The sequence below is a fragment of the Mucilaginibacter tolerans genome, assembly GCF_030519375.1.
Taxonomy (GTDB): domain Bacteria; phylum Bacteroidota; class Bacteroidia; order Sphingobacteriales; family Sphingobacteriaceae; genus Mucilaginibacter.
In genome coordinates this window covers 286,697-311,071 of the sequence record NZ_JAUMKB010000004.1, presented here as the reverse complement: position 1 = coordinate 311,071, position 24,375 = coordinate 286,697, and the positions used below count along the sequence as shown (strand labels likewise).

The window sequence follows — 24,375 nt, the reverse complement described above, 5'->3', positions numbered from 1 at the left end:
AAGATTTTATCAATTTGTGATACCTGTACCCTTTTTGTAGATTTATAAAAGGAGCGAAAATTCGATGTGAATTTTTCACACCATTAAAAACCCCATACGTTTCACAACTCTTAAAATTGAGATCGTCATGAGAATTAAAACGATGTTCATTATCCTCATCACCGTGCTGCTTACCGTAGTGGTCATGCAAAACACCAAGGAGGTTCCTTTCAATTTTTTGTTCGCTACTTTCTATGTTTCCAAACTAGTCTTGCTGCTGGCAGTGGCCGTCGTTTCGTTTATCGTTGGCGTGCTGGTTGGCCGCCCGGGCAGACCAAAATATATTCAGGGCCGGGACGAGGAGCCTGAAGAACCAAAAACAAAACCTGATACACTAAGTCAGGAAGACAGGGATTATATAAGTTAAACTATGGAAAACAAACCATCATGAGCTAAGAGCAAAAATCAATTGTTCATGGTAGCTTCATCTCCTTTAAAAAACAAATTATATATGATGAAAATTGGATTTATCGGACTAGGAAACATGGGCGTTGAAATGGCCAAAAATCTTATCACCGCGGGCTATCACTTGCAGGTCTACAACCGTAGTTCAGGCAAGGCTGACGAGCTGGAGCAAACAGCCATCACGCGGTGCAAAACGCCTGCCGAAGCGGCTGCAAATGTACCGGCAGTAATCACCATGCTTTCGGACGACGAGGTGGTAACAGAAACAGTGATTGGTACGGATGGTATCCTGCAAACTTTGCAGCAAGGGGGCATTCATATTTCCATGAGCACCATCTCCCCTAACGCCTCTGAAAAGATGGCTGCAGCACATCAAAAAGCAGGCAGTAAATACCTCGCTTCACCGGTGTTCGGGAGGCCAGAAGCTGCTGCCGCTAAACGTCTCTGGATTTGCGTATCCGGAGACAAGGAAGCAAAAGAATCCGTACAGCCGATTCTCGAGGCGTTAGGACAAGGAGTAATTGACTTTGGAGATAGTATAGGCGGCGCTAATGTGGTGAAGATTGTAGGGAACTTTATGATCTTCGCTTCTGTAGAAATGATGGCCGAAGCATTTACACTTTCTGAAAAACAAGGGCTGGATCGTGCGCAGGTGGCCGACTTCTTCGGCTCGACCTTATTCAATGCGCCCATCTATCAAAACTATGGCAAGCTCATCGCCACTAAAGCTTACGAGCCTGTCCGGTTTAAAGCCAAGCTGGGCTATAAAGACGTCAGCCTTGCTTTTGATCTTGCTCAACAAAGCGGAACGCCAATGCCTATCGGCTCAGCACTGCTAAACCGTATGCTCACGGCCGTAGCCAAAGGTTGGGGCGATCGCGACTGCGTGGAAGCGTTTGACCGGGGAGTCGCAGAGGATGCAGGACTGTGATGATTTCAAATCCCAAATTCGAAATCAATAAAAAACCTGGTTTGTCTTTTCTAATTCCGACAGATCAGGTTTTTTGTTGAATATGCTGAATACAGAGGCACCGCTGCCACTCATACTAGCGTAGATAGCACCGGATTCGTACAAGGCAGCCTTTACGCCGCGTATTACCGGGTGATTTTTAAAAACAGAATCCTCAAAATCATTTTTGATGTATTGCTTCCATTCTTCGACCGGGAGCTTGATTAACTCTTTCAATGATTGTTTTACCTGAACAGGTCTAACACCACGATAAGCCTCGGCCGTAGATACATGTGCGGGAGGCATTACAAGGACTATATGATAACTTGAAAGGTCGAGTTGGATATCCTCGAACCTGTCCCCCTTGTCAAATGCAAATACAGGCTTATTTTCAATAAAAAAAGCGCAGTCGGCGCCCAACTGCCGGGCATAGTTCAGCATCTGCTCAACGGTCAGCTTCAGATCGAATAAATTATTGATCAGTTTTATAAAAAACGCCGCATTAGCCGACCCCCCCCCCAAACCCGCTCCTATCGGGATGTGTTTTAGAAGATGAATATTCACCGGAGGCAGATCATAGTCTTTGCTTATCAGGTGATAGCCTTTAATACACAGGTTATCCTCTATCCTGCCGGGGATTTCCAGTCCGGACGAGTGGAAGGTTAGCTCATCGCCTGGTAAGGCCTCTAAAGCGTCGTAAATGGGCAACGGATAAAAAACAGTCTCGATATTATGATAGCCATCCGACCGGCGGCCGGTTATGTTGATGCCTATATTGATCTTGGCGCTTGGAAATACGATCATTCAGATTGATTAACATCGGATGTATTTTTGCACATCCATAGGATACCAAAAATAGATTATTTTTCTTTGTGGTTGGAAATTAGTTGGACAAGTTGTAAAGGTTGGAGATGTTAAATTTTAAATTATTACAACCATTACAACTACGTCAACCATTACAACCATTATAACCAACATGAAACAGTACCTCGATTTGATGAAGCATGTTTTGGAGACCGGTACCCAAAAGCATGACCGTACCGGAACCGGCACCCTTAGCGTATTTGGCTACCAGATGCGTTTTAACCTGCAGGAAGGTTTCCCGCTGGTGACGACCAAGAAACTTCACCTTAAATCGATCATACACGAGCTGATCTGGTTTTTAAAGGGCGATACCAACATCGCCTACCTGAAAGAGAACGGCGTGCGCATATGGGACGAATGGGCCGATGAACAGGGTAACCTTGGCCCGGTGTACGGTCACCAGTGGCGCTCATGGCCAAAACCAGACGGCGGACATATAGACCAGATCACCCAGGTGGTGAACACGATTAAAAAGAACCCGGATTCGCGCCGCATTATCGTTTCGGCATGGAATGTTGCTGAAGTTGAGCATATGGCCCTACCTCCCTGTCACAGCCTGTTCCAGTTTTATGTAGCAGAGGGGAAATTATCGTGCCAGTTGTATCAGCGCAGTGCGGATATATTCTTAGGCGTTCCTTTTAACATTGCTTCTTATGCGTTACTCACCATGATGATGGCACAAGTATGCGACCTGCAGGCGGGCGATTTCATCCATACCTTTGGCGATGCTCATTTATATAACAATCACATCGAGCAGGCCAACCTGCAATTAAGCCGCGAACCACGACCGATTCCGACTATGAAAATCAATCCTGAAGTGAAAGATATTTTTGAATTTAAGTTCGAGGACTTTACTTTGGAGAATTATGATCCATGGCCGCACATTAAAGGATCGGTTGCTGTATGATCGTTACCATCGTCGTGGCCATTGCTGAAAATTACGCCATCGGCAAAAACAATCAATTGCTTTGGCACATGCCTGCCGACTTGAAGCACTTTAAGCAGATAACCTCCGGACATACGGTTATCATGGGCCGTAAAACTTATGACTCTGTTGGCAGACCATTACCTAATCGCCGCAATATCATTATCACACGCCAGGAAATTTCTATTCCCGGATGCGAGGTAGTTAAGTCAGTTGATGAAGCGCTGAAGCTTTGCGCCAATGAGGGAGAAGTATTTATAGTTGGTGGTGCCGAGATCTACAAATTGGCCATGAGCAAAACCGATCGCATTTACCTTACCATTATTCACCACTCATTTGAGGCAGATACTTTTTTCCCCGAGATTGACTATCTGGAATGGAAAGAGGTTGCGAGGGAAGATCACCCGGCAGACGAGAAACATAAATATGCTTACTCATTCATCACACTCGAGCGCATTTAACATCTGAGCGCAATAATTTGTTTGAAGATAAAATTCTATGGTTATAAAATTTTATTAGATTTGCCGTCTTGTTTAAAAAGCTTATAGACTAATTTATTACATATTCTAATTTACAATGCAAGGTAAAGGGGTTATTAAATTTTTTGCCATTCTACTGGCGATAGTATGCTTATACCAGCTGTCATTTACGTGGGTAGCAAATAAAGTAGAGAATGATGCAAAAACATACGCCAAAGGCAATGCCAAAAAAGAAAGGGCGTACCTGGACTCAATGGAGACACAACCAGTGTATCCATTATTCAAACACACTTATCAATACTGCAAAGCAAAAGAGCTGCAACTAGGTCTCGACTTACAGGGTGGTATGAGTGTAACCATGCAGGTATCGCTGCGCGACCTGGTGAAGGCTTTATCCAGCAATAACCCTGACGTTGCCATGGCACAGGCTTTGGATAAAGCTGATGTTGACAGCCGTACCAGCCAGAGCGACTACATTACACTTTTTGTAAGCGAGTACGAAAAATTAAATCCAAACGGTAAATTGGCGGCCCTGTTTGCTACACAGGCGAATAAAGAGCATGTGAAGTTCAACTCAACCAATGCTGAAGTTGAGGCTTTCCTAAAGGAGCAGGCTGATGTTGCGGTACAACAAACTTATACCGTATTAAATACCCGTATTGACCAGTTCGGGGTAGTTCAGCCAAACATCCAGCTGTTAAAAGACCGTAACCAGATATTAATCGAGTTACCGGGCGTGACTGAGCCCGACCGTGTTCGTAAATTGTTACAAGGAACTGCAAAACTTGAGTTCTACAAAACTTATGACAACACAGAGGCGTACGGGATATTAAGCAATGTAAATACCTTCCTGGCCGCAAAAGCCAAAAGCGCAGCAAAAGATACTGCCGCTAAAGCCACTGCTACGACTACTGCAACGGCTAAAAAAGATACATCAAAAGCTGGATTATCTTTATTGAATAAGGTAAACAAAAGCGCATCTAAAGACACTTCGCTGTTAAACAACAAAGCCCAATTAGCTGCACAAAATCCGTTATTCTCCATATTACAGCCTGCTACTTACCAAACGCAAAACGGTCAGCCGGCATTACGCCCTGGTCCAGTAGTAGGGTATGTGGCCCTAAAAGATACTGCAAAGGTTAATACTTACTTGCACAGTGCCGATGTTAAATCGCAAATGCCTCAAACTATTAAATTCCTTTGGGGTGTAAAACCACTTGAGAAAACAAAAATATTTGAGCTATATGCTATAAGACTTGCTGGTGCCGATAATGGCCCGGTACTTGACGGTGACGTTGTAAACGATGCAAGAAACGATATCGATCAGACCAAAGGTGGTTGGGAAGTAACCATGTATATGAACCCTCAGGGTGCTCAAAAGTGGGAAGCAATTACGGGAGAAGCTGCGCCCTCAAGTCCTAATCAACCAGGCAAAGCTATCGCTATAGTTCTGGATGATAATGTCTACTCTGCACCTGCCGTAAATGGTAAAATTTCAGGTGGCGTTTCCTCTATTTCCGGTGGTAACTTTACACAGGAAGATACAAAAGACTTAGCCAACGTATTAAAAGCCGGTCGTTTACCTGCTCCTGCGCTTATCGTCTCAGAAGCAACCGTAGGTGCTACCTTAGGTCAACAAGCTATTCACGCTGGTTTGCTATCAGCGGTAATGGGTTTTGTGGTGGTGCTTATATTTATGATCGCCTACTACAATCGTGCAGGCACTATCGCTGTTGTTGCGGTTTTGATAAACGTATTCTTCCTGATGGGTGTACTCATCAGCTTAGGTTCGGTATTAACCATGCCAGGTGTTGCAGGTATCGTATTAACGCTCGGTATCTCAGTTGACGCCAACGTACTGATCTACGAACGTGCCCGCGAAGAGCTGCTATTAGGCAAGTCCATCAAATTGGCCGTGGCCGATGGTTTTAAACATGCTTTATGGTCAATTCTTGACTCGAACATCAGTACATTCCTTACCGGTTTGATCTTGTTCACATTTGGTAGCGGCCCTATCAAAGGGTTCGCAGTTGTATTGATGATCGGTATCGTTACCTCGCTGTTCTGTTCATTATTAATCTCAAGGATCATTTTTGAATGGATGATCACCAAAGGCTGGGATATCAAATTCTCTAACCCATGGAGCTCGCATACTTTCAAAAATGCCAACTTTGGATTCGTAAAAAACCGTTTCAAATTTTACATATTCTCAGGAGCATTTATCACTGCCGGAATCATATCCATGTTTACACAAGGGTTTAACTACGGTGTAGACTTCGTCGGCGGACGTAACTATATTCTCGAGTTTGACAATAAAAATGTGACTACCGAACAGGTGCACAGTGCTATTGACAAAGTACTTGGTGCCAGCGAGGTTAAAACATTTGGCGCCAATAAAATAAGTATTACTACCAAGTACCTGATCGAGGAAAATACAACAACTGCCGATACAAAAGTAAGACAAACATTGTTCAATGCTTTAAATGCAAACCCGGCGACCAAGGTTACTGACGATCCGGCTAAAACTCAATACCAGAAAGTTAAAGCTACTATCGCTGAGGGGCTCAAACGATCGGCCTTCTGGACAGTGCTTTTCGCGATTATAGTAATATCAGCTTACATACTGATCCGCTTCCGCAAATGGCAGTTCAGCTTGGGTGCAATGGTGGCAACTTTACATGACGCATTAATGGTATTATCGTTCTTCACTTTATTCAGACAATGGATTCCATTTTTGGATATCGACCAGTCATTTATTGCAGCCATTTTGACAGTAATCGGTTATTCTATCAATGACACGGTTGTGGTATTCGACCGTATCCGCGAATTCCTGAGTTTGCACCATTCAAAGGCCGATGACCCTAAGGAGGTAATCAATCATGCGATCAATAAGACGTTAAGCCGTACCATTATCACTGCTTTGACAGTATTATTCGTGTTGATCGTGTTATTCATCTTCGGTGGTGAAGTGATCCGCGGTTTCTCATTCGCTTTATTGGTGGGCGTATGTTTCGGTACATACTCGTCTATTTGCATTGCGACTCCGATCATCATCGATTTCGGCAAAAAAGACCTGAGATAAAGTCATATAACCGTTATTTTAAAGGCTCCAAACAACATTTGGAGCCTTTTTTGTTTACCATTGTATATACTCTTCTAAATATATTATTATGGAAACAACAAATGCATCCCGGTTTCCTTTGGTTGTGATAGTAGGAGGCGGTTTCGGAGGCCTCGAAGTAGCTAAGGCTTTAGCTAACGAACCCGTAGAAGTACTAATGCTTGATAAACACAACTATCATACTTTTCAGCCCTTATTATACCAGGTGGCGACCGGCAGCCTTGAGGCAGGTTCTATAGCCTTCTCACTCCGTAAAAACTTTGATAATCAGAAAAATTTCCGCTTTAGGGTAGCCGAAGTAGCGAAGATCAATCCTGACAAAAACACGATCGATAGCTCAATTGGCGAGATTAAATATGATTACCTGGTGATTGCTACCGGGTCGACAACAAACTTCTTCGGCAATAAGGATATTGAATTCCATGCCATGCCCATGAAATCAGTACCTGAAGCGCTGAATCTTCGCTACATGATATTGCAGCACCTGGAAGAAGCTGTTTTAAAGGCAACTCCCGAAGAACGTGCACCTTATTTAAACTTTGTACTGGTTGGCGCAGGTCCTACTGGTGTTGAACTGGCAGGGGCTTTGGCTGAACTCAGAAACAATATCCTTTGCAAAGACTATCCAGAGCTGAAGAAAGAGGAAATGAAAGTTTACCTGGCCGACTTTATGCCACGGGTGTTGGGCGCCATGTCAGAAGAGGCATCAGAAGCAGCAAAGGATTTCCTGACCAAAATGGGTGTCGAAGTGATGCTGAATGCCAAGGTGGAGAATTATGATGGCGATGTGATCACTTTTGAAGGCGGAAAAAAGATACGTACGAAGAATGTGATCTGGTCAGCAGGCGTAATGGGTAATGTCTTTGAGGGAATTGATAAGGATATCACACAAAGAGGCAACCGCATCAAGACCGACGGTATTTGCCGTGTGGAGGGATTTAGTAATGTATTTGCTATTGGCGACGTGGCAGCCATGATCACTAAGGATACGCCAAAGGGCCATCCCGGAGTAGCACAGGTAGCGATACAAATGGGTAAAGCCACAGGCAAAAACATTCTTCATATCATAAGAGGTGAAGCAACCGAACCATTTAAATATTTTGATAAAGGCTCATTGGCTACAATAGGCCGCAACAAAGCCGTTGCTGATTTAGGTAAGATCAAATTCCAGGGATTTTTTGCATGGGTAGTATGGATGTTCGTGCACCTGATCTCACTTTTAGGTTTCAGGAACAAGGCTATTGTGTTTGTCAGCTGGATAGGTAATTATCTTACTTACAACGGCGGCTCAAGATTAATTATCCGGAAGTTTGTAAAGGAAGACCCTTTGCATGAGGCGGAACTTGTAACCCATGAAGAATAAAGGAAATATCCTGCTATATTTAGCTTAAAATACAGGTGTGTTATGAAAGCTTTGTTAGTGAGTATTTGTTTGTTCCTTATTGCACTTTCCGGGTATGGGCAGGATGAAACAACAAGAACCTACCAGGTAAATGGTTCCGTTCCGATGCCGCAGGGCGACTCCGTGAGGATGACGATTGACGGCACGAACGCCTATTATCAAAAGACCATTAAAGTGGATACCGGCATTGGCGTGAGTTTAATCTATCTGCGCACGTTACAATTCATGGCGGCAAAAAACTTCCAGCAAACCTATGGCTTTGAGCAGGAAGGAAAAGAGATATTCACCACCACACAGGACCTGAACACTAATCCATTTACCATCGGCAATTACTCTGATAATATCGATCCGTTTACCGTTCAGTTTGCAGTAACTGTGGATATGAAAAAACAACGTTATCGCTATACCATTCATAACGTGACATTTTACAGGCCGACAGAGACCGGCAATCTTCGAATGTCGTTGTATGAAATGTATTTGCGGGCAACCAATGGCGACTCGCGGTACATAAAAAAGGATTCAAAAAAAGTGATCGATGCCTTTGAAAAATACATTGGCTCATTGACTGCCGAACTGAGGGAAAGTATCAATCACAAGGCTATGATCTATAATAGCAAATTCTAACCGCATGGCCTCAGACATCCAGATCACCGAATGCCCGAGAGATGCCATGCAGGGAATCCATAACTTCATCCCTACAGAGATTAAAGCGGCCTATATTAACCTGCTATTGCAAGTAGGCTTTGACACTATTGATTTCGGCAGTTTTGTTTCCCCCAAAGCCATCCCTCAGATGCAGGACACTGCACAGGTATTACAACAATTGGATCTGAGCAGCTCGCGATCAAAGTTATTGGCTATCATAGCCAATTACAGAGGCGCTGAAGAAGCGGCACTGCATAAGGAGATAACCTACCTGGGTTTTCCTTTTTCTATATCTGAGACCTTCCAACAGCGTAATGCCAATACCAGCATAGCCGAAGCCTTTGAAATTGTGAAACGAATAAAGACACTTAGCGATACTAAAGGAAAGAAACTACTGGTTTACCTGTCAATGGGTTTTGGCAACCCTTATGGCGATGAATGGCATAACGACATTGTATTGCACTGGGCCAAAAAACTGATCGATGAAGGTGTTGAATACATTTCGTTGGCGGATACAATCGGCATTGCATCGCCCGAGCAAATAGAAAGTTTGTTTTCTTCTTTATCGGGTAATTTTAGAGAAACAACCTGGGGTGTTCATCTGCACTCGACACCAGATACCTGGCGTCACAAGGTTGAAGCAGCTTATCAAAGCGGCTGTAAACGGTTTGATTCAGCATTAAAGGGCTATGGTGGCTGCCCGATGGCAAAAGACGAGCTTACAGGCAACATCGCTACGGAGAATGTAATCTCTTACTTGCAGGATCAGAATATCAACCTTGGGCTTAATTTAGATAAGTTGCAGGCGGCCATGAATTATTCGGGAAGCGTGTTTGGCTGATTTAATTTCGATTTCAGACATCCGGCATCAACTCTTTTCCATTTTAAAATGCTGAATGCCTGCCTCTTCAAACTGCGGACCGGTCTTCATAAAACCAAATCGTTCATATAGCGATACTGCCTGTATTTGCGCGTGCATGTAAACATAAGTAGCATCTTCAGGAAGATCATCCAAAACCGCCTGAACAAGCGCCTGCCCTACTCCGTGTCCTCTGTATTTTTTCAGAACGGCAAAACGCTCCAATTTATAACCTTTTTCGGTTTTGCGCCAGCGTGATGCACCAGCCGGTTCGCCATCAACAGTAGCTAAAAAGTGGTTCGATTCTTCTTCATGTTCCCATTCCAGCTCAGGCGGGCAATTTTGTTCGCCTACAAAAACTTCGCGGCGTATGGCAAATACCTCTTCAAGTTCAGAAGGATCAACAACTTTTTTTACTTCTACCTTGTTTGACATAGAATGTTCAGATTTAGGTTCGAAATTAGTTAAAATAACAAACGCCCCAACAATTATCGGGGCGTTTGTATTGTAAAATTATACTGATATTACAGCTTGCTGTTCACATCGACACAATTCAAATCTTCGAATGCAACAGTCAAACGCTTAACGAAGTTTTCTTCAGCTTTACGCAACCATACACGCGGATCGTAGTATTTTTTGTTCGGGGAATCTTCTCCATCAGGGTTACCAATCTGCGACTGCAGGTAACCTTCTTTCGCTTTGTAGTAATCTTTAATACCTTCCCAGAACGCCCATTGCATATCGGTATCGATGTTCATTTTGATAGCGCCGTAAGAGATCGCCTCGCGAATTTCCTGCTGGCTGGAACCTGAACCACCGTGGAATACGAAGTTGATCGGTTTCTCAGCAACCAGGTTATAATGTTGTTTTATATACTCCTGTGAATTATGCAGGATGATCGGTTGCAGTTTCACGTTACCTGGCTTGTAAACACCGTGCACATTACCAAAAGCAGCAGCAACCGTAAAACGATGGCTAACTTTTGAAAGTTGTTCATAAGAATAAGCAACATCTTCAGGCTGAGAGTATAAGTGATGGCTTTCAACATCACTGTTGTCTACGCCGTCTTCCTCACCGCCGGTTACCCCTAATTCAATTTCCAACGTCATGCCCATTTTAGCCATACGTGCAAGATATTTTGCTGATATCTCGATATTTTCCTGGATAGGTTCTTCAGAAAGATCCAGCATATGTGATGAGAATAATGGTTTGCCGGTTTCAGCATAGAATTTTTCACCATGATCAAGCAGTCCATCAATCCATGGCAATAATTTTTTGGCACAATGGTCAGTATGCATAATTACCGCCACACCATAATGTTCAGCCAAAAGATGAACGTGTTTTGCAGCAGAAACAGCGCCTAAAATAGTCGCCTGTAACTGTGAATTATCCATTGATTTGCCAGCATAAAACTGCGCGCCACCGTGTGATACCTGTATAATTACCGGTGAGTTAACCGCTTTTGCAGTTTCCATTACGGCATTGATAGTATTGGTACCGGTTACGTTAACAGCAGGTAACGCAAACTGATGCTTTTTAGCGATCTCAAACAGCTCCTGCACCTGATCGCCGTGCAAAACGCCTTTATAATTTTTTAAATCCATTAGCTTAAAATTCCTTGGTTCTCTTAAATTCCTTAGTATTTATTGGGGCTTCGAAGTTATAAAATTTCCTGATTTATATCATGTAAGTATCTAATTTTTAATATCCAATGTGGCATTTTAACATATTTCCATTTAACAGTCATATCATTTTGATTTCTTCAAAATTTAAATTTTCAGGATGCGCTATTTTAACATTTTTGCAATAGCTTTAGATGTACAAAACATTTAGGCGTGTTACAAGCTTTATTGCTTAACTACTTCTATGATATATTTTTTGTTTCTTTGCACTGAAATTGGAGGCACAACTAACAAATGACCTGGTTTAAACGAGAATCAAAAGGGATAATAACTACTACCGAGGAGAAAAAAGAGGCCCCGGACGGGATATGGAATAAATGCCCGAACTGTAAAAAACCATTGCATTATAGCGAACAAGTTGAGAACCAATACGTTTGCCATTACTGTGGTTACCACATCCGCATAGGTTCAAAAGAATACTTTTCTGTATTATTTGATAATAACGAGTTTACCGAATTATACCCGAACTTAAAATCAGGCGACCCGCTGCATTTTGAGGACACCAAAAAATACACCGACAGAATTACCGAAACCACTAATAAAACCGGGCTGAAAGACGCTATCCGTGCTGGAGTTGGGAAGATTGATGGCCAGGATATCGTGATCGCCTGTATGGACTTTAATTTTATCGGCGGTTCGATGGGATCCGTTGTTGGTGAGAAAATAGCCCGCTCTATCGATTATTGCATCGAGCATAAAGTGCCGTTCCTGATGATATCCAAATCAGGTGGTGCGCGTATGATGGAGGCAGCCTTCTCCTTGATGCAGATGGCGAAAACATCTGCCAAACTGGCTTTATTATCTCAGGCTAAGATACCATACATTTCATTACTTACCGATCCTACCACCGGTGGTGTAACCGCATCTTATGCGATGCTTGGCGATATCAATATTGCTGAGCCAGGATCATTGATCGGCTTTGCGGGTCCGCGGGTTATTAAGGAGACGATTAAGAAGGATCTTCCAAAAGGATTCCAGACTGCGGAGTTTGTTCAGGAACATGGTTTCCTAGATTTTATAGTCGACCGCCGGGAGATGAAAGAAAAACTGGCGACGTTCTTAAAAATGATGGCTAACTGATCATCAATTTAATGCAAAAGAAAAAGGCTTTGGTTGTAACCAGAGCCTTTTTCTTTTTTTGATGCGCTTTTTCAACGCCCGTCGGATATTCGGCTACCCGACTATTTGCAATAATTCCGGAAATAACTCCAAAACGTTTGCTATGTTAATACCAAGTTACGATTTTATTTGATCTTTCCCAGGTATTTTTTCATTTTATGTGCCGATGCCTACCGTGCCCTCCAAAGCACCGCCTCCCGGCTGATTATTGTATGGTAAATCAGCAAGACTTCCATCCTTTTTAAGCACTTTCTTTTCTAAATCCTTTGCCGGGCCATCCTTTTCAAAAGATGCACCAGACTTTTTATTACCAGCTAGATTGTTTGATTTTACAGTCTTATTTTTATCCCGAACTTCATCTTCAGGATCAAGATACTCACTCATGGTAGATCGATTTGATAAAAGACATATCACAGAGCAATAAGCCCTGCGATATGTCTTTCTGATAAATTATATGCTTTCTGTTCCGGGTTCGTGACCGATCATGCGGCCCGTGGTGCGACCCAGTTTACGCGCCTCGAAGTCGGTTTTGGCCGGACCGACTGAGGGGAACTCTTTCTTGTTTGGCGGCGTAACATCGTTACGCTCGGTAAATGAAGCGTCTGCTCCTTCACGCTGCGGACCCGCTTCACTCTGGTGAGGATAAAGTATTTCCTCTTTTGAAGTGCGCTTCCGGGGGTCTTCTTTCGGCATGTTACCGTGCCCGGCAGCCTCATTCCTGGTATTTTTACTCCGGGCGTGGCCGGATTTATTTTTTGCAGTTATCATAGGTTTATACATTTACTCTATTGTATAAACCCTTTTTATTGCCTTGTTGTTTTTAATTATTTCTTATTATGAAATAAATTTATCCAATAATCCAGCTTGCTTAGACGTAAGCCATACACAGTTCCTTTAATTTGGATACAGTATAATCCACTTCTTCTTTGGTATTATATTTCGAGAATGAGAAGCGAACTGAAGGACGGGTAGGGTCACCGCCAATAGCTGTTAATACATGTGAACCTATATCGCTGCCTGAGCTGCATGCACTGCCCCCGGACGCAGATATACCTGCTATATCCAGGTTGAACAATAACATATCAGCCATATCACTGCAAGGGAATGATACATTTAGCACGGTATAAAGGCTTTTAGCCGGATCAACCTCACCATTAAATTCTATGGCAGGTACATTTTCTTTAAGCTGACCGATCATATAGGTCTTAAGTGCCTGTATCTGGTTCTGATGCTCGTCCATATTAGCATAAGCCAATTCCAGCGCTTTCGCTAAACCAACTATTCCATATACATTCTCGGTACCACCGCGCATATTGCGTTCCTGGGAACCACCATAGATAAAAGGTTTGATCTTCACCTTGTGGTTTACATGCAAAAAGCCTACCCCTTTGGGACCATGCAGCTTATGCGCTGCACAAACCATGAAATGGGCTTTCAGCTTACTCAGATCGTGCCTGTAATGGCCCATGGTCTGAACCGTGTCGGAATGGTAAATAGCATTGTAATGTTCGCACAGGTCGCCAATACGTTCCATATCGCTAAGGGTGCCTACCTCGTTGTTGGCATGCATCAGCGATACCAAACTGCGGTCGTTGCCTTTTAATAATTCTTCCAGATGCGTATAGTCGATATTGCCTTTATCGTCTGTATCAACAAAGCTTAATTTGATCGAACCGGCCTTTTGCATGGCTTCCAGCGTGTGAATTACTGCATGATGTTCCAAACGACTCGATATGGCGTGTTTTAAGCCATTATCTACAATTCCGCAGCGGATAGCAGTATTATCAGCCTCTGTACCACCTGAGGTAAAAAATATCTCTGCAGGCGAAGTATGCAGCAAGTTAGCAACAGTTTTACGCGCTTTTTCTACAATAGAACGGACTTCACGGCCATGAGCATGTATAGATGACGGATTACCATAGTTGTTTTCCATCACCTTGTACATTTCTTTCAAAACCTCAGGGTCAATAGGCGTAGTAGCAGCATTATCAAAATAGACACGCATCTTTAATTTTTGAATTAGTGAGTTAGTGAATTAGTGATTTGAATTCACCAGCAGAAAGAATCCCCAAAACTCTTTTGTCCTGCCTGAATTCAGTCAATAATCCTGTTATAAATTGAGAATTTCTTTTATATCAGTTATGATCTTGTTGGCCAGATTATCTGCGATAGTTTCCGAATTACCTTCAGAATAGATACGGATAATTGGCTCTGTATTTGACCTGCGCAAATGTACCCATTCTTTATCAAATTCTATCTTCAGGCCGTCGATAGTAGTGTGTGGTTGCTTTTTATATTTGTTTTCCACTTCATTCAAAAGTCGATCGATATCCATTTCTGGTGTCAGTGTGATCTTATTTTTAGAAATGAAATAGCTTGGATACGAAGCCCGTAAACTTGAGACCGACTTGCCGTATTTAGCCAGATGTGTTAAAAACAAAGCAATTCCCACCAAAGCATCACGGCCGTAGTGCAATTCAGGATAGATCACTCCTCCATTGCCTTCGCCCCCAATTACTGCATTCACTTCTTTCATTTTATTTACCACGTTCACCTCGCCTACTGCCGCGGCGTGATATTCTCCGCCTGCTTTTTCGGTAACATCGCGCAATGCACGGGTTGATGAAAGATTAGACACGGTATTTCCTTTTTTATGTTTTAGTACATAATCGGCAACGGCAACTAATGTGTATTCTTCACCAAACATATTGCCATCCTCGCAAACAAATGCCAGGCGATCAACATCAGGATCAACAGCAATGCCTAAATGTGCCCCTTTTTTTACAACTTCACTTGAAAGAGCAATCAGGTTCTCAGGCAGAGGTTCCGGATTATGCGGAAAGTTACCATCAGGATCACAATATAGTTTATGAATAGTTTTTACGCCCAATGCTTTCAATAAAGCAGGTATAAATATTCCGCCGGTCGAGTTAACACAGTCAATGACAATTTTAAAATCAGCCTTGGTAATGGCAGCTACGTCCACCAACGGTAAAGCCAACACTTGATCGATATGTTTTTGCAGATAGCTATTATCTATGGTAATCTTACCGAGATCATTTACATCGGCATATTTAAAATCACTATTTTCGGCAATATCAAGAACCTCTTTGCCATCCGCATCGCCGATAAATTCCCCTTTTTCATTCAGTAATTTAAGCGCGTTCCATTGTTTTGGATTGTGACTGGCAGTTAATATAATACCACCTGCAGCTTCTTCCCATGGCACAGCTACTTCAACCGTTGGTGTAGTAGAAAGGCCAAGATCGACAACATCGATGCCCAGGCCCTGCAAAGTACCTACAACCAGGTTATTCACCATAGTGCCCGATATACGCGCATCACGGCCTACTATGATCTTCTTTTTCCCGGATCGTTTTATTGCCCATGTACCGAATGCTGAAGTAAATTTTACAATATCCAATGGTGTTAAACCATCACCTGCAGCGCCGCCAATAGTGCCGCGAATTCCTGAAATTGATTTTATTAAAGTCAATGTGTTAAGTTATTTAAGTGCAAAATTAAAAATATTTGAACGATAGCTGTACAAAATCCGAGGCTTAGAACGTATTTTGATAAATAGCTATATTTGTGACTATACAAAAACACGATGGTCAGCGAATGGTTTTATGACTGGTTTAACTCTCCGTATTACCATCTTTTATACCATAAACGCGATGATGCCGAGGCTCAGTATTTCATCGATAATTTACTTTCCAAACTTCATATCCCATTGCATTCAAAACTTTTGGACATAGCCTGCGGACGCGGCCGCCATGCTATTTACCTGAATACGCACGGTTATGATGTTACCGGCATCGACCTCTCCGTTGAAAACATTCGCTTCGCCAAACAATTTGAAAACGATACGCTGCGCTTTTTCGTGCACGATATGCGCGAATTATCCTATGATCGTTACTTCGATGTTGCTTTTAACCTGTTCACCAGCTTTGGCTATTTTACAACAGACGAGCAGCATATCGGTTCGCTTATCAATTTCCACAATGCTTTAAAACCGGGCGGAACATTGGTGTTGGATTATTTCAACAGTCATAAAATACTGCAAAACCTGGTGCCAAATGATGTTAAAAAGGTAGAAGACATTGATTTTCATATCCAGAGAACTATTAACGGAAATAAGATCATCAAAACAATCTCCTTCGATCATGGCAACGAAAGCTACTCATTTAAGGAAATGGTGAGCACGTTTATGGAGGCCGATTTTATGAGATTCTTTAAACAAAGTGGTTTTGAAATTATAAGTACTTTTGGCAGCTACGGACTGGGCGGATTTGATGCAGAACATTCAGACCGATTAATATTTATTTGCAAAAGATCAGATGCTTGAACATCTTATACAGTTAGACCGGCATATCTTTTTTTTTATCAATCATGATCTGACCAATCCTTTTTTTGATTGGTTGATGCCGATCCTGCGCAATGCCCGTACCTGGATACCGTTATATATTTTCATACTTGCGTTTTGCTTATGGAAGTATAAAAAGACAGGTGCGCTCATTGTGATTTTCTTCGCACTGTCTGCTGGCTTTGCCGACTTTACCAGCGTACATTTAATGAAAAATAATGTACAGCGCCTTCGCCCCTGCCGTGATCCTATTGATTCAGAAACTGCTATTATCCGGGTACCTTGCGGAACTGGCTATAGTTTCCCATCAACGCATGCTACAGATCATTTTGCCATGGCTGCATTCATCAGCCTTGTATTTTTCAGGCGCTGGAAATGGATATGGCTCTGGGCTGTTTTGTGGGCCGGCTCTATCTCATTTGCACAAGTGTATGTTGGCGTCCATTTCCCTATCGATGTTACGGCAGGCATGCTGTATGGCCTTTTGGTAGGGTGGTTATTCTACCTGGTATTTAAAAAATTTCAACCCGATTTTTAATGGCTCTCTGGAAGATATTAGTTTTGTTTTTAGGCGCCTTTTCAGGCGGCACGTCGGTATTCCTGTTTAAGGGGGATAATCATAAAAATCTGAAGCTGGTGCTCTCCTTTAGCGGGGCATACCTGTTTGGCATTACTGTTTTGCACCTGATCCCCGATGCTTATCATGGCAATGATAACTATGTAGGCGTCTTTATCCTGATCGGCTTTTTATTTCAGGTTATTCTTGAACAATTTTCAGAAGGTATTGAGCATGGCCATATGCATAAGCCTGATCACGCACATGTGGCTTTCCCCCTGGGTATACTGATCAGTCTTTGTATACACGCGTTTCTGGAGGGTATGCCACTGGCCGAGGGCAATCAGAATCAACTGGTTTGGGGTATTGCACTGCATCACGTGCCAGCAGCGTTTGCATTGGCGACAGTGTTATTAGCAAACCATCAGAGCAAAGGCAAAACCATATCCTTTGTGATTCTATTTGCTGTTATGGCTCCCGCGGGGTATTTCGTAAGCAATGCACTCAGTACCGGTGGGATCGGTAACCTGCAGCAATACTTTAACCGGATAATGGGCGTAGTGATTGGGATATTTTTGCATATATCTACAACTATCTTGTTTGAATCAGGACCGGATCATAAATTCACTATACGGAAGTTGATTGCTGTGCTTTTAGGTACCGGAATGGCGCTGGCAGGATTTATAAGTGAATTGTAACGTGCTGGGTGCGCAATCCGAATGACAAGTGTTAAAATCTAAACTCGTAAATCAAGCTCAGCCTCTTAACTTATCCAGCAGATCGCTTAGCTTCCCGGCTTCTTCTTCGGTAAGGTTATTTTTAAATATTTCTTTGGTTTTGAATTCCTCATCCATTTTGGATAATATTTCCAATCCAGCTTCGCTGATTCGGATATCTACAGCTCGGCGGTCTTTATTATTGGTACAACGCGAAACCAATCCCTTCTGCATCAAACGATCAACGATACGGGAGGCATCAGACATTTTATCCAGCATACGCTCTTTGATCATGTTGATGGTTGCCGGGTTAGGGTATTGCCCACGAAGTATGCGCAGCACATTAAATTGCTGCTGGGTAAGGTTATGTTTTTCAAACTTACAACGGAAGGTATTACTCAACCACAAGTGGGTGTAAGTAATATTAATAACTGCCTTGTGGTAATTATCCTCGAACTTGTTGCTTTGAATTTCTTCCCCTATTTGCATACCAACTTTCACTTTAATAATCGCTTAATACAAAGATGTTGATTATTTCTTAATTTGTTTAGACTCCTTTTGTTTTCCGTAGTCCCAGGGGCAGTGGAGGCATTTATTTTTGCAGCAATACCCCCGTTTTAAATGGTATTCTTTGGTAAAAACAAAGTTTCCATCCTCATTGATATAATAGTCAACATTCTCTATCAGCATCCTAATTCAAAAGTTTTACAAAGATAGCATCGCCGAAATGTTTTCGTAAATAATTGCCGTCGCCGTGCAGGGTCCATATTTGTTTAGGCTGAGTTTTTTCTATAGTGAGTAAAATATCGTTCCAATCTACGTGATCAGAAACAAACAAGGTATCATTCTGATTTACCTGCAGATTTTTCCATCCCGAAGCGAATAACCTCTTTACCCCTGTCGCCCTGATATAGCTATCAAAAGTGAATGGCGGGACTATGTATACGTATTCCTGCTGCGTTTTCATCAGTTTGCGGCTGTACAATTGATATCTTCCTAATGAAAACCCCATCTTCTCATAGATCGAATTCAATGGCATGATTTTATGATGCACCAGAATGGTCTTCTTCGGCGCATATTCATTAATCATCTTTATTAAACGCTGGCTTTTACCGAGGCCATAGGCGCCTAAAAGAATATTGCTTTTGATATCACTTAACTTTTTTATCTCCTCAACAGGATCAGGGTGGATAATATCCGGATCGGCAAAGGTGCTTTCCGTTATAAGCACATCTGTTTTTACCCATTCTAGTGGTTCGCAGGTAGGGTCTGGCTGTAACTTATAATCACCTGTATAGAGGTATTTTGTCCCCTCATACTCCATTAATATCTGAGCCGAACCGAGCATATGTCCGGCTGGTATAAAGGTAACCTGTATATCGCCAATCTTAAATGACTTATCATACGCTACGATATTGAATTCCTTTGCAGCGGTTTTCCCATACCGCAATTGCATAAAAGCCGATGTCGCTTCGGTACAATAGACCTGATTATTGCCGGCAATGGCATGATCAGCATGGGCATGAGAAATGATAGCGGTATTTACCGGTTGCTGCGGGTCGATATAAAATTGGCCATACTTACAGTATAGGCCGTTCGCATCGAAATAAAGGAAGTCATCTAATATCATTGGTTCATCGGTCATTAGTCATTGGCATTGGTCATTCAGTTAAAACACTAATGATCGATGCATCAATGATTAATGACTACTGAGAGTTAAAAATTTCTTATGAAGTTCCAAGGCCTGAGGGATCACCAACTGAGTATCATCATTACGAATAACAAAATCAGCCAGCTGGATTTTCTTTTCCTCCGAAAATTGTCTTGCGTTTCGGCTTTCTATTTCCGCACGGGTAAGTCCGTCACGATGCATTACACGATTAATACGCAATTCCAAAGGCGCTGTCACCATGATGGTTCGATTGCACATTTTGTAGGATGAACTCTCAAACAACAAAGCCGCTTCTTTGATCACATACGGCGCATTTTTTATCCCGGCTGCCCAGCTATCAAAAGCTCTGAAAACAGCCGGATGAACTATCGAATTCAGTTTGGTCAGTTCCGCTTCATTATTAAAAACAATTGCTGCAATATGTTTCCTGTTTAATGAACCGTCGTCAAAGTACGACTCGTTGCCAAACTCGCTCTTTAGGGTGTCAATCAGGATGGGATCTTCTACCATTACTTTTTTGGCAGCGTCATCTGCATAAAATACGGGCACATCCAGTACCTCGAATATTCTACTTACGGTGGTTTTGCCGCTGCCTATATTGCCCGTTATTCCTATTTTAAGCATCTATTTTCTGACGATGAAATCAATATTTTGCGGTTCTATTTTTACTATTTTGCAGTAAGCGGGTCGTCTGGAAAGTTTTACAGGCAAAGTGGTATAATTATGGCTTTTCCATAAGTTCAGATCGGCGGTAGCCTCAAACAAATCTTCATCCAATTCGGAATAACGATTGAGTGAAGTGGTGAATGTCACCTTTACCTTTAAAGGGAATATCTTCACTTTGTAATAATCGTGGTTATTGACAAGCTTTACTGGAATCGATATTTCTTTTTCTGTATACTCATCAACCGGTACCACTACCTGTACCGATTTTGGATAGATATTTACATTCCCTTCCTTAGATGGTTGTAAATCTACACTCGTTCTCATGGTCTCATCTACGCTATCAGCTGTGAGGGAGTCTGTATCCCACGATTCGATATGCTCAAGCACATTGCCGGGGCCGCTTAATGTCACATACGACGGTTTTATTATCACATCATTCGATTGTGAATACTGTTGCTGATAATTAATATTGGATACCAAACGAATAGGTACACGCTTCACCGCCCTGTTTGAAAAATCAAAATAAAGGGTATCCGGGTTAAAGCCAATGATCTGGTTGTCAAAGTCCTTTCGCTCATTGATGTCTTTCAGCTGAGAACTTAAAACAACATAATCTTTATTGTCGAGTGTATGCAGGTCGACGGTGATTTTCCTGTTCGCAAAATTCATTTTTGAAAACAACATATCCCAGCCTGTGCCCTGGATAGTTGTATTAATCGTGTCTGGCTGCAACGAATGGAAAGCGCGCTTTTGCGGCATGTTTTTATAGGTCAGCACCTCTTTCACCGTAAAATTATAGTTATTGGACAGCGTAGTAAAAACCCAGGCCACCGCTGCTAATATTAAGCAGGTAAAGAAGGCCGAAAGCCGCCTTCGTTCCGATGCCGATAGTTTTATAAATGCCATTTTGAGGTAAAAAGGTAAAAGGTGAAAGGTAAGCTATTAAAAACTTTTGCCTTTCACCTTTTTTCCTTCTACTTTACAAACTCTTACTTAGCTACTGCTGGCGGTGTGTTTAGCGCTTTTGAAGCTTCGAGCGATATAGCCGATTTTTCAAATCGAATTTTATGACCACCTTCGGTCTCAACTAAAAAAGTTGTTTCAGCCACATCTACGATTTTGCCATGAATGCCAGCTGTGGTGATCACTTTATCACCTTTTTTAAGCTCCTCAACATATTTCTTTTGATCTTTTTGCTTTTTAACCTGCGGACGGATCATAAAGAAATAAAACACAACTATGATCAATACCAATGGTAACATTTGCTGAATACCAAATCCACCACCTGCTTGTAATAAAATTGTCGCTATCATTGTTTTAAATAAAAAATTAATTTGCTGTCACTTCGCCAATCAGGTGAACAAGGTTTTGTGCCGGGTTCGTGTTGGCTGTTATTGTAATTTGTTTATCCTGCAACCCCATTTTACTGCGGCTGTCAAAAGTAACTTTTATTGCGCCGCTTTCTCCGGGTTTTATAGGTGTAGATGGCCATTCGGGTTTAGTACAGCCACATGAAGCGATTGCATCCTTTATGATCAACGGTGATTTGCCGGCATTAGTGAACTTAAACTCATAAGTCACTTTATCGCCTTGCTTTATTTTGCCAAAATCGTGCGTTTCTTTTTCAAATTTCATAGTAGGGCCATCGGCCGTTGCCGAAGCTCCAGAACTATTATCTGCTGTATTGTTCCCATTCGAATTACAAGCCAGCATCAGCATGCTTGCAGCCATGAATACCAAAAACAATTTTTTCATTGATCTTTAATTATTTATGTACTAATTATCAATTCAAATTTAATCATTCTTCAATTAAACCGCGCCCTACTTTCTTAATTACGTTCTCGGCCTTTAATTCGTATAAAATTTTATCCAAAATACCATTTATAAACGAATTACTTTTTGGTGTACTAAACTCTTTGGATATCTCCAGATATTCGTTAATGGTTACCTTAACCGGGATCGACTTGAAATTAACAAACTCGGAAATAGCCATTTTCATCAATAAAGTATCCATCATCGCAATGCGTTCAGGCTCCCAGTTCTGGGTCTTTTTGCTGATCATCTCCTGGTATTCCGCATCATGGCGTATACTTTGTTGGAACAACTCGATAATGAATTCCTTATCCTCGGCCCAGTTACCTGTCACTTCGGCCAATTTGTTTTGCTTATAATCGTCATTTGAGAAATTCTTAAATGTTTTTGCAATCAGGGCTTGCAATACATCCCTGTCGACAGGCCAGAAAATAAATTTATCTTCAAAAACCTGTTCGGCCAAAAGCGATTTCAGAATTACTTTTTTGAAAATAAACTTGATGATATCCTTATCCGTCAGCAGTGTATCGTCTGTTTTTTTCAGATATTCCGCATATTCAGACGAGTTTTTGAGGATTATGAACAATGATTTTGCCAGCTCAGGCTCAAATGCCCAGGATACTTTATACTTTTTCAGTGCTGCCAGGTATTCCGCGTTCTGATTTAAAGAGACAATAAACCTGTTCGTAAGGATTTTGAGTTGTGGGTTAAGATCTTCGGCAGTGGGTAAATGTTTATGCTTGCGCTCTTCGGCATCGGCTTCTGCATACTCCACCACTTCCGAAATTAAGGAAAGCATCCAGATATACATTTCGTATACCATATCAACACTCTGGAGCAGGTTCTTTTCGTGTTGTTTTATTTCCTTGTTATCAGATTGGTGGTAGGCATATAATGCCTGTAATACTTTTACACGTAGATGTCTTCTGTTTAGCATGGTGGTAAAGAACGATTTAGGGGGTAGTCCCGATTTACTTAATTGTGTTTATTAATAGGTTGATTTCACTTTTTTGATGTCTGATATACGTTTTTCGGCAATTTTGTTGGCGGCTTCAATAGTTGAAATATTTTCGGCCTTTGATAATCTCAATACGTTACGCGTTGCCTCATAGATATTTTCTGTTAGCTGTAAGGTACGCTTTTTACTGAAACCCATCAACTCCGAATAACAATTAATTACCCCGCCTGCATTGATCACATAATCCGGTGCAAACAGCACTCCTTGCTCCAGCAACCTCCGCCCATGAATATACTCGTCCTCGAGCTGATTGTTTGCCGATCCTGCAATTATTGCAAATTTAAGCTTATTTATTGTTTGATCGTTAATTGTTGCACCTAAAGCGCATGGCGAGTAAATATCGGCATCCATATCAAAAATGGTGTTGTTTGATATGGCCTTAGCACCATATTTTTTTGCGACCTGTGCGGTCCGTTCCTCGTTAATGTCGCTCACATACACCATCGCATTCTCATCGCGAAGCAAACGGGTCAGGTTTTCACCGACATGACCTATGCCCTGCACTACTACCGACCGGCCTGCCAGGTTATCATTGCCATAAAGTTCCTTTACAGCTGCTTTAATACCCATAAAAACGCCCTGTGCGGTTATAGGCGATGGATCACCGCTACCACCAATGGTCTCAGGCACGCCCATTACATATTGCGTTTCCATACGGATAAACTCCATGTCGCGGGGATTGGTGCCCACATCTTCAGCAGTAATGAATTCGCCATTCAGATTTTTAATAAACCGCCCGAATTTGCGCAGTAAAGCTTCGGTTTTGTCTTTGCGTGAATCGCCGATGATGACTGCTTTACCGCCACCAAGGTTAAGGCCTGCTACTGCAGCCTTGTAGGTCATGCTTTTTGACAGACGCAGCACATCATTTAATGCATCCGCTTCGGTTTTATAAGCCCACATACGTGTGCCGCCCAGGGCAGGGCCCAATGTAGTATCATGTATGGCGATAATGGCTTTTAAACCGGAATCAGGATCATTACAAAATACAATTTTTTGATGGCCGAAGGCATTCATCTGGCCAAATATAGATTCGCTGGTATTTTGCTCGGACATTAGACGGTAACCTATATATTAGGG

At 42.2% G+C, this 24,375-nt stretch carries 28 protein-coding genes; 12 read left to right on the top strand and 16 right to left on the bottom strand.

The genetic code is table 11. The features are described 5' to 3' along the window. The first annotated feature begins 127 nt into the window (after positions 1-127). Together Q3A68_RS08080 and Q3A68_RS08075 are read left to right on the top strand one after the other, a co-directional pair. Positions 128-406: a LapA family protein gene (locus tag Q3A68_RS08080; protein ID WP_302900554.1), complete on the top strand. Its 279-nt coding sequence runs from the start codon at positions 128-130 to the stop codon at positions 404-406. A gap of 84 nt (positions 407-490) precedes the next feature. Beyond that, positions 491-1,375 (top strand): NAD(P)-dependent oxidoreductase, encoded by an 885-nt coding sequence (locus Q3A68_RS08075; RefSeq protein WP_302900553.1) that lies wholly within the window; start codon positions 491-493, stop codon positions 1,373-1,375. A 24-nt stretch (positions 1,376-1,399) separates the two neighbouring features. Here the strand turns inward: Q3A68_RS08075 and ispE are convergent, their stop codons facing one another. Continuing rightward, positions 1,400-2,197, bottom strand: a complete 798-nt coding sequence (gene ispE, locus Q3A68_RS08070; protein ID WP_302900552.1) for a 4-(cytidine 5'-diphospho)-2-C-methyl-D-erythritol kinase — start codon at positions 2,195-2,197, stop codon at positions 1,400-1,402. 172 nt (positions 2,198-2,369) lie between these two features. On the opposite strand from ispE, the gene Q3A68_RS08065 reads away from it, so the two are divergent. The 6 genes from Q3A68_RS08065 (at position 2,370) to Q3A68_RS08040 (ending at position 9,670) form a co-directional block, all read left to right on the top strand. Continuing rightward, positions 2,370-3,164 carry a thymidylate synthase gene (locus tag Q3A68_RS08065; RefSeq protein ID WP_302900551.1) on the top strand — a complete coding sequence of 265 codons (795 nt, stop codon included), beginning with the start codon at positions 2,370-2,372 and terminating at the stop codon, positions 3,162-3,164. Then, a complete protein-coding gene (locus Q3A68_RS08060; RefSeq protein WP_302900550.1) occupies positions 3,161-3,643 on the top strand; it encodes a dihydrofolate reductase in 483 nt (160 codons plus the stop codon). Before Q3A68_RS08065 ends, Q3A68_RS08060 begins: the two co-directional genes overlap by 4 nt. Before the next feature lie 115 nt (positions 3,644-3,758). Further along, positions 3,759-6,743 (top strand): protein translocase subunit SecDF, encoded by a 2,985-nt coding sequence (gene secDF, locus Q3A68_RS08055; protein ID WP_302900549.1) that lies wholly within the window; start codon positions 3,759-3,761, stop codon positions 6,741-6,743. Positions 6,744-6,831: 88 nt separating this feature from the next. Beyond that, the gene (locus tag Q3A68_RS08050) at positions 6,832-8,145 is read left to right on the top strand and encodes an NAD(P)/FAD-dependent oxidoreductase (RefSeq protein ID WP_302900548.1); all 1,314 of its coding nucleotides are present in this window, start codon (positions 6,832-6,834) and stop codon (positions 8,143-8,145) included. Between the two features lie 42 nt (positions 8,146-8,187). Next, complete coding sequence (locus tag Q3A68_RS08045; RefSeq protein ID WP_302900547.1) at positions 8,188-8,808, top strand: hypothetical protein; 621 nt, start codon at positions 8,188-8,190, stop codon at positions 8,806-8,808. 4 nt (positions 8,809-8,812) lie between these two features. Continuing rightward, entirely contained in the window at positions 8,813-9,670 is an 858-nt protein-coding gene (locus Q3A68_RS08040; protein ID WP_302900546.1) for a hydroxymethylglutaryl-CoA lyase, read from the top strand. Between the two features lie 27 nt (positions 9,671-9,697). Here the strand turns inward: Q3A68_RS08040 and Q3A68_RS08035 are convergent, their stop codons facing one another. Next, complete coding sequence (locus Q3A68_RS08035) at positions 9,698-10,123, bottom strand: GNAT family N-acetyltransferase (protein ID WP_302900545.1); 426 nt, start codon at positions 10,121-10,123, stop codon at positions 9,698-9,700. 89 nt (positions 10,124-10,212) lie between these two features. Then, positions 10,213-11,292: a class II fructose-bisphosphate aldolase gene (fbaA, locus tag Q3A68_RS08030; protein ID WP_302900544.1), complete on the bottom strand. Its 1,080-nt coding sequence runs from the start codon at positions 11,290-11,292 to the stop codon at positions 10,213-10,215. Positions 11,293-11,604: 312 nt separating this feature from the next. Here fbaA and accD point away from each other — a divergent pair, with 312 nt between their 5' ends. Continuing rightward, entirely contained in the window at positions 11,605-12,450 is an 846-nt protein-coding gene (accD, locus tag Q3A68_RS08025) for an acetyl-CoA carboxylase, carboxyltransferase subunit beta (protein ID WP_302900543.1), read from the top strand. A gap of 195 nt (positions 12,451-12,645) precedes the next feature. Here the strand turns inward: accD and Q3A68_RS08020 are convergent, their stop codons facing one another. The 4 genes from Q3A68_RS08020 to glmM form a co-directional block, all read right to left on the bottom strand. Next, positions 12,646-12,873, bottom strand: coding sequence for a hypothetical protein (locus Q3A68_RS08020; protein ID WP_302900542.1), 228 nt, complete (start codon positions 12,871-12,873; stop codon positions 12,646-12,648). A 66-nt stretch (positions 12,874-12,939) separates the two neighbouring features. Next, positions 12,940-13,257, bottom strand: coding sequence for a hypothetical protein (locus Q3A68_RS08015; RefSeq protein WP_302900541.1), 318 nt, complete (start codon positions 13,255-13,257; stop codon positions 12,940-12,942). A gap of 100 nt (positions 13,258-13,357) precedes the next feature. After that, positions 13,358-14,494: a cysteine desulfurase family protein gene (locus Q3A68_RS08010; RefSeq protein ID WP_302900540.1), complete on the bottom strand. Its 1,137-nt coding sequence runs from the start codon at positions 14,492-14,494 to the stop codon at positions 13,358-13,360. 105 nt (positions 14,495-14,599) lie between these two features. Next, on the bottom strand, positions 14,600-15,985 hold the full coding sequence (gene glmM, locus Q3A68_RS08005; RefSeq protein WP_302900539.1) for a phosphoglucosamine mutase: 1,386 nt from the start codon (positions 15,983-15,985) through the stop codon (positions 14,600-14,602). 114 nt (positions 15,986-16,099) lie between these two features. Here glmM and Q3A68_RS08000 point away from each other — a divergent pair, with 114 nt between their 5' ends. From Q3A68_RS08000 to Q3A68_RS07990, 3 genes are read left to right on the top strand one after another with little or no spacing between them, the layout of a single operon-like run. Continuing rightward, positions 16,100-16,837, top strand: coding sequence for an SAM-dependent methyltransferase (locus tag Q3A68_RS08000; protein ID WP_302900538.1), 738 nt, complete (start codon positions 16,100-16,102; stop codon positions 16,835-16,837). Beyond that, positions 16,830-17,393 carry a phosphatase PAP2 family protein gene (locus tag Q3A68_RS07995; RefSeq protein ID WP_302900537.1) on the top strand — a complete coding sequence of 188 codons (564 nt, stop codon included), beginning with the start codon at positions 16,830-16,832 and terminating at the stop codon, positions 17,391-17,393. Before Q3A68_RS08000 ends, Q3A68_RS07995 begins: the two co-directional genes overlap by 8 nt. After that, a complete protein-coding gene (locus tag Q3A68_RS07990; protein WP_302900536.1) occupies positions 17,393-18,109 on the top strand; it encodes a ZIP family metal transporter in 717 nt (238 codons plus the stop codon). The genes Q3A68_RS07995 and Q3A68_RS07990 overlap by 1 nt, the downstream gene beginning before the upstream one ends. A 57-nt stretch (positions 18,110-18,166) precedes the next feature. Here Q3A68_RS07990 and Q3A68_RS07985 read toward each other — a convergent pair whose 3' ends face one another. The 9 genes from Q3A68_RS07985 to Q3A68_RS07945 form a co-directional block, all read right to left on the bottom strand. Next, positions 18,167-18,628 (bottom strand): MarR family winged helix-turn-helix transcriptional regulator, encoded by a 462-nt coding sequence (locus tag Q3A68_RS07985; protein ID WP_368045659.1) that lies wholly within the window; start codon positions 18,626-18,628, stop codon positions 18,167-18,169. Positions 18,629-18,658: 30 nt separating this feature from the next. Continuing rightward, positions 18,659-18,817, bottom strand: a complete 159-nt coding sequence (locus Q3A68_RS07980; RefSeq protein WP_302900535.1) for a C1orf53 family protein — start codon at positions 18,815-18,817, stop codon at positions 18,659-18,661. 1 nt (position 18,818) lies between these two features. Beyond that, the gene (locus Q3A68_RS07975; protein WP_302900534.1) at positions 18,819-19,772 is read right to left on the bottom strand and encodes an MBL fold metallo-hydrolase; all 954 of its coding nucleotides are present in this window, start codon (positions 19,770-19,772) and stop codon (positions 18,819-18,821) included. A gap of 54 nt (positions 19,773-19,826) precedes the next feature. Then, on the bottom strand, positions 19,827-20,423 hold the full coding sequence (coaE, locus tag Q3A68_RS07970; protein WP_302900533.1) for a dephospho-CoA kinase: 597 nt from the start codon (positions 20,421-20,423) through the stop codon (positions 19,827-19,829). Next, on the bottom strand, positions 20,424-21,371 hold the full coding sequence (locus Q3A68_RS07965) for a YbbR-like domain-containing protein (RefSeq protein WP_302900532.1): 948 nt from the start codon (positions 21,369-21,371) through the stop codon (positions 20,424-20,426). An 83-nt stretch (positions 21,372-21,454) separates the two neighbouring features. Then, on the bottom strand, positions 21,455-21,778 hold the full coding sequence (gene yajC, locus Q3A68_RS07960; protein WP_302900531.1) for a preprotein translocase subunit YajC: 324 nt from the start codon (positions 21,776-21,778) through the stop codon (positions 21,455-21,457). 16 nt (positions 21,779-21,794) lie between these two features. Continuing rightward, complete coding sequence (locus Q3A68_RS07955; RefSeq protein WP_302900530.1) at positions 21,795-22,220, bottom strand: DUF1573 domain-containing protein; 426 nt, start codon at positions 22,218-22,220, stop codon at positions 21,795-21,797. Positions 22,221-22,263: 43 nt separating this feature from the next. Beyond that, positions 22,264-23,214, bottom strand: coding sequence for a transcription antitermination factor NusB (nusB, locus tag Q3A68_RS07950; protein ID WP_302900529.1), 951 nt, complete (start codon positions 23,212-23,214; stop codon positions 22,264-22,266). Between the two features lie 51 nt (positions 23,215-23,265). Further along, the gene (locus Q3A68_RS07945) at positions 23,266-24,351 is read right to left on the bottom strand and encodes a Glu/Leu/Phe/Val family dehydrogenase (protein ID WP_302900528.1); all 1,086 of its coding nucleotides are present in this window, start codon (positions 24,349-24,351) and stop codon (positions 23,266-23,268) included. Between the last annotated feature and the right edge of the window lie 24 nt (positions 24,352-24,375).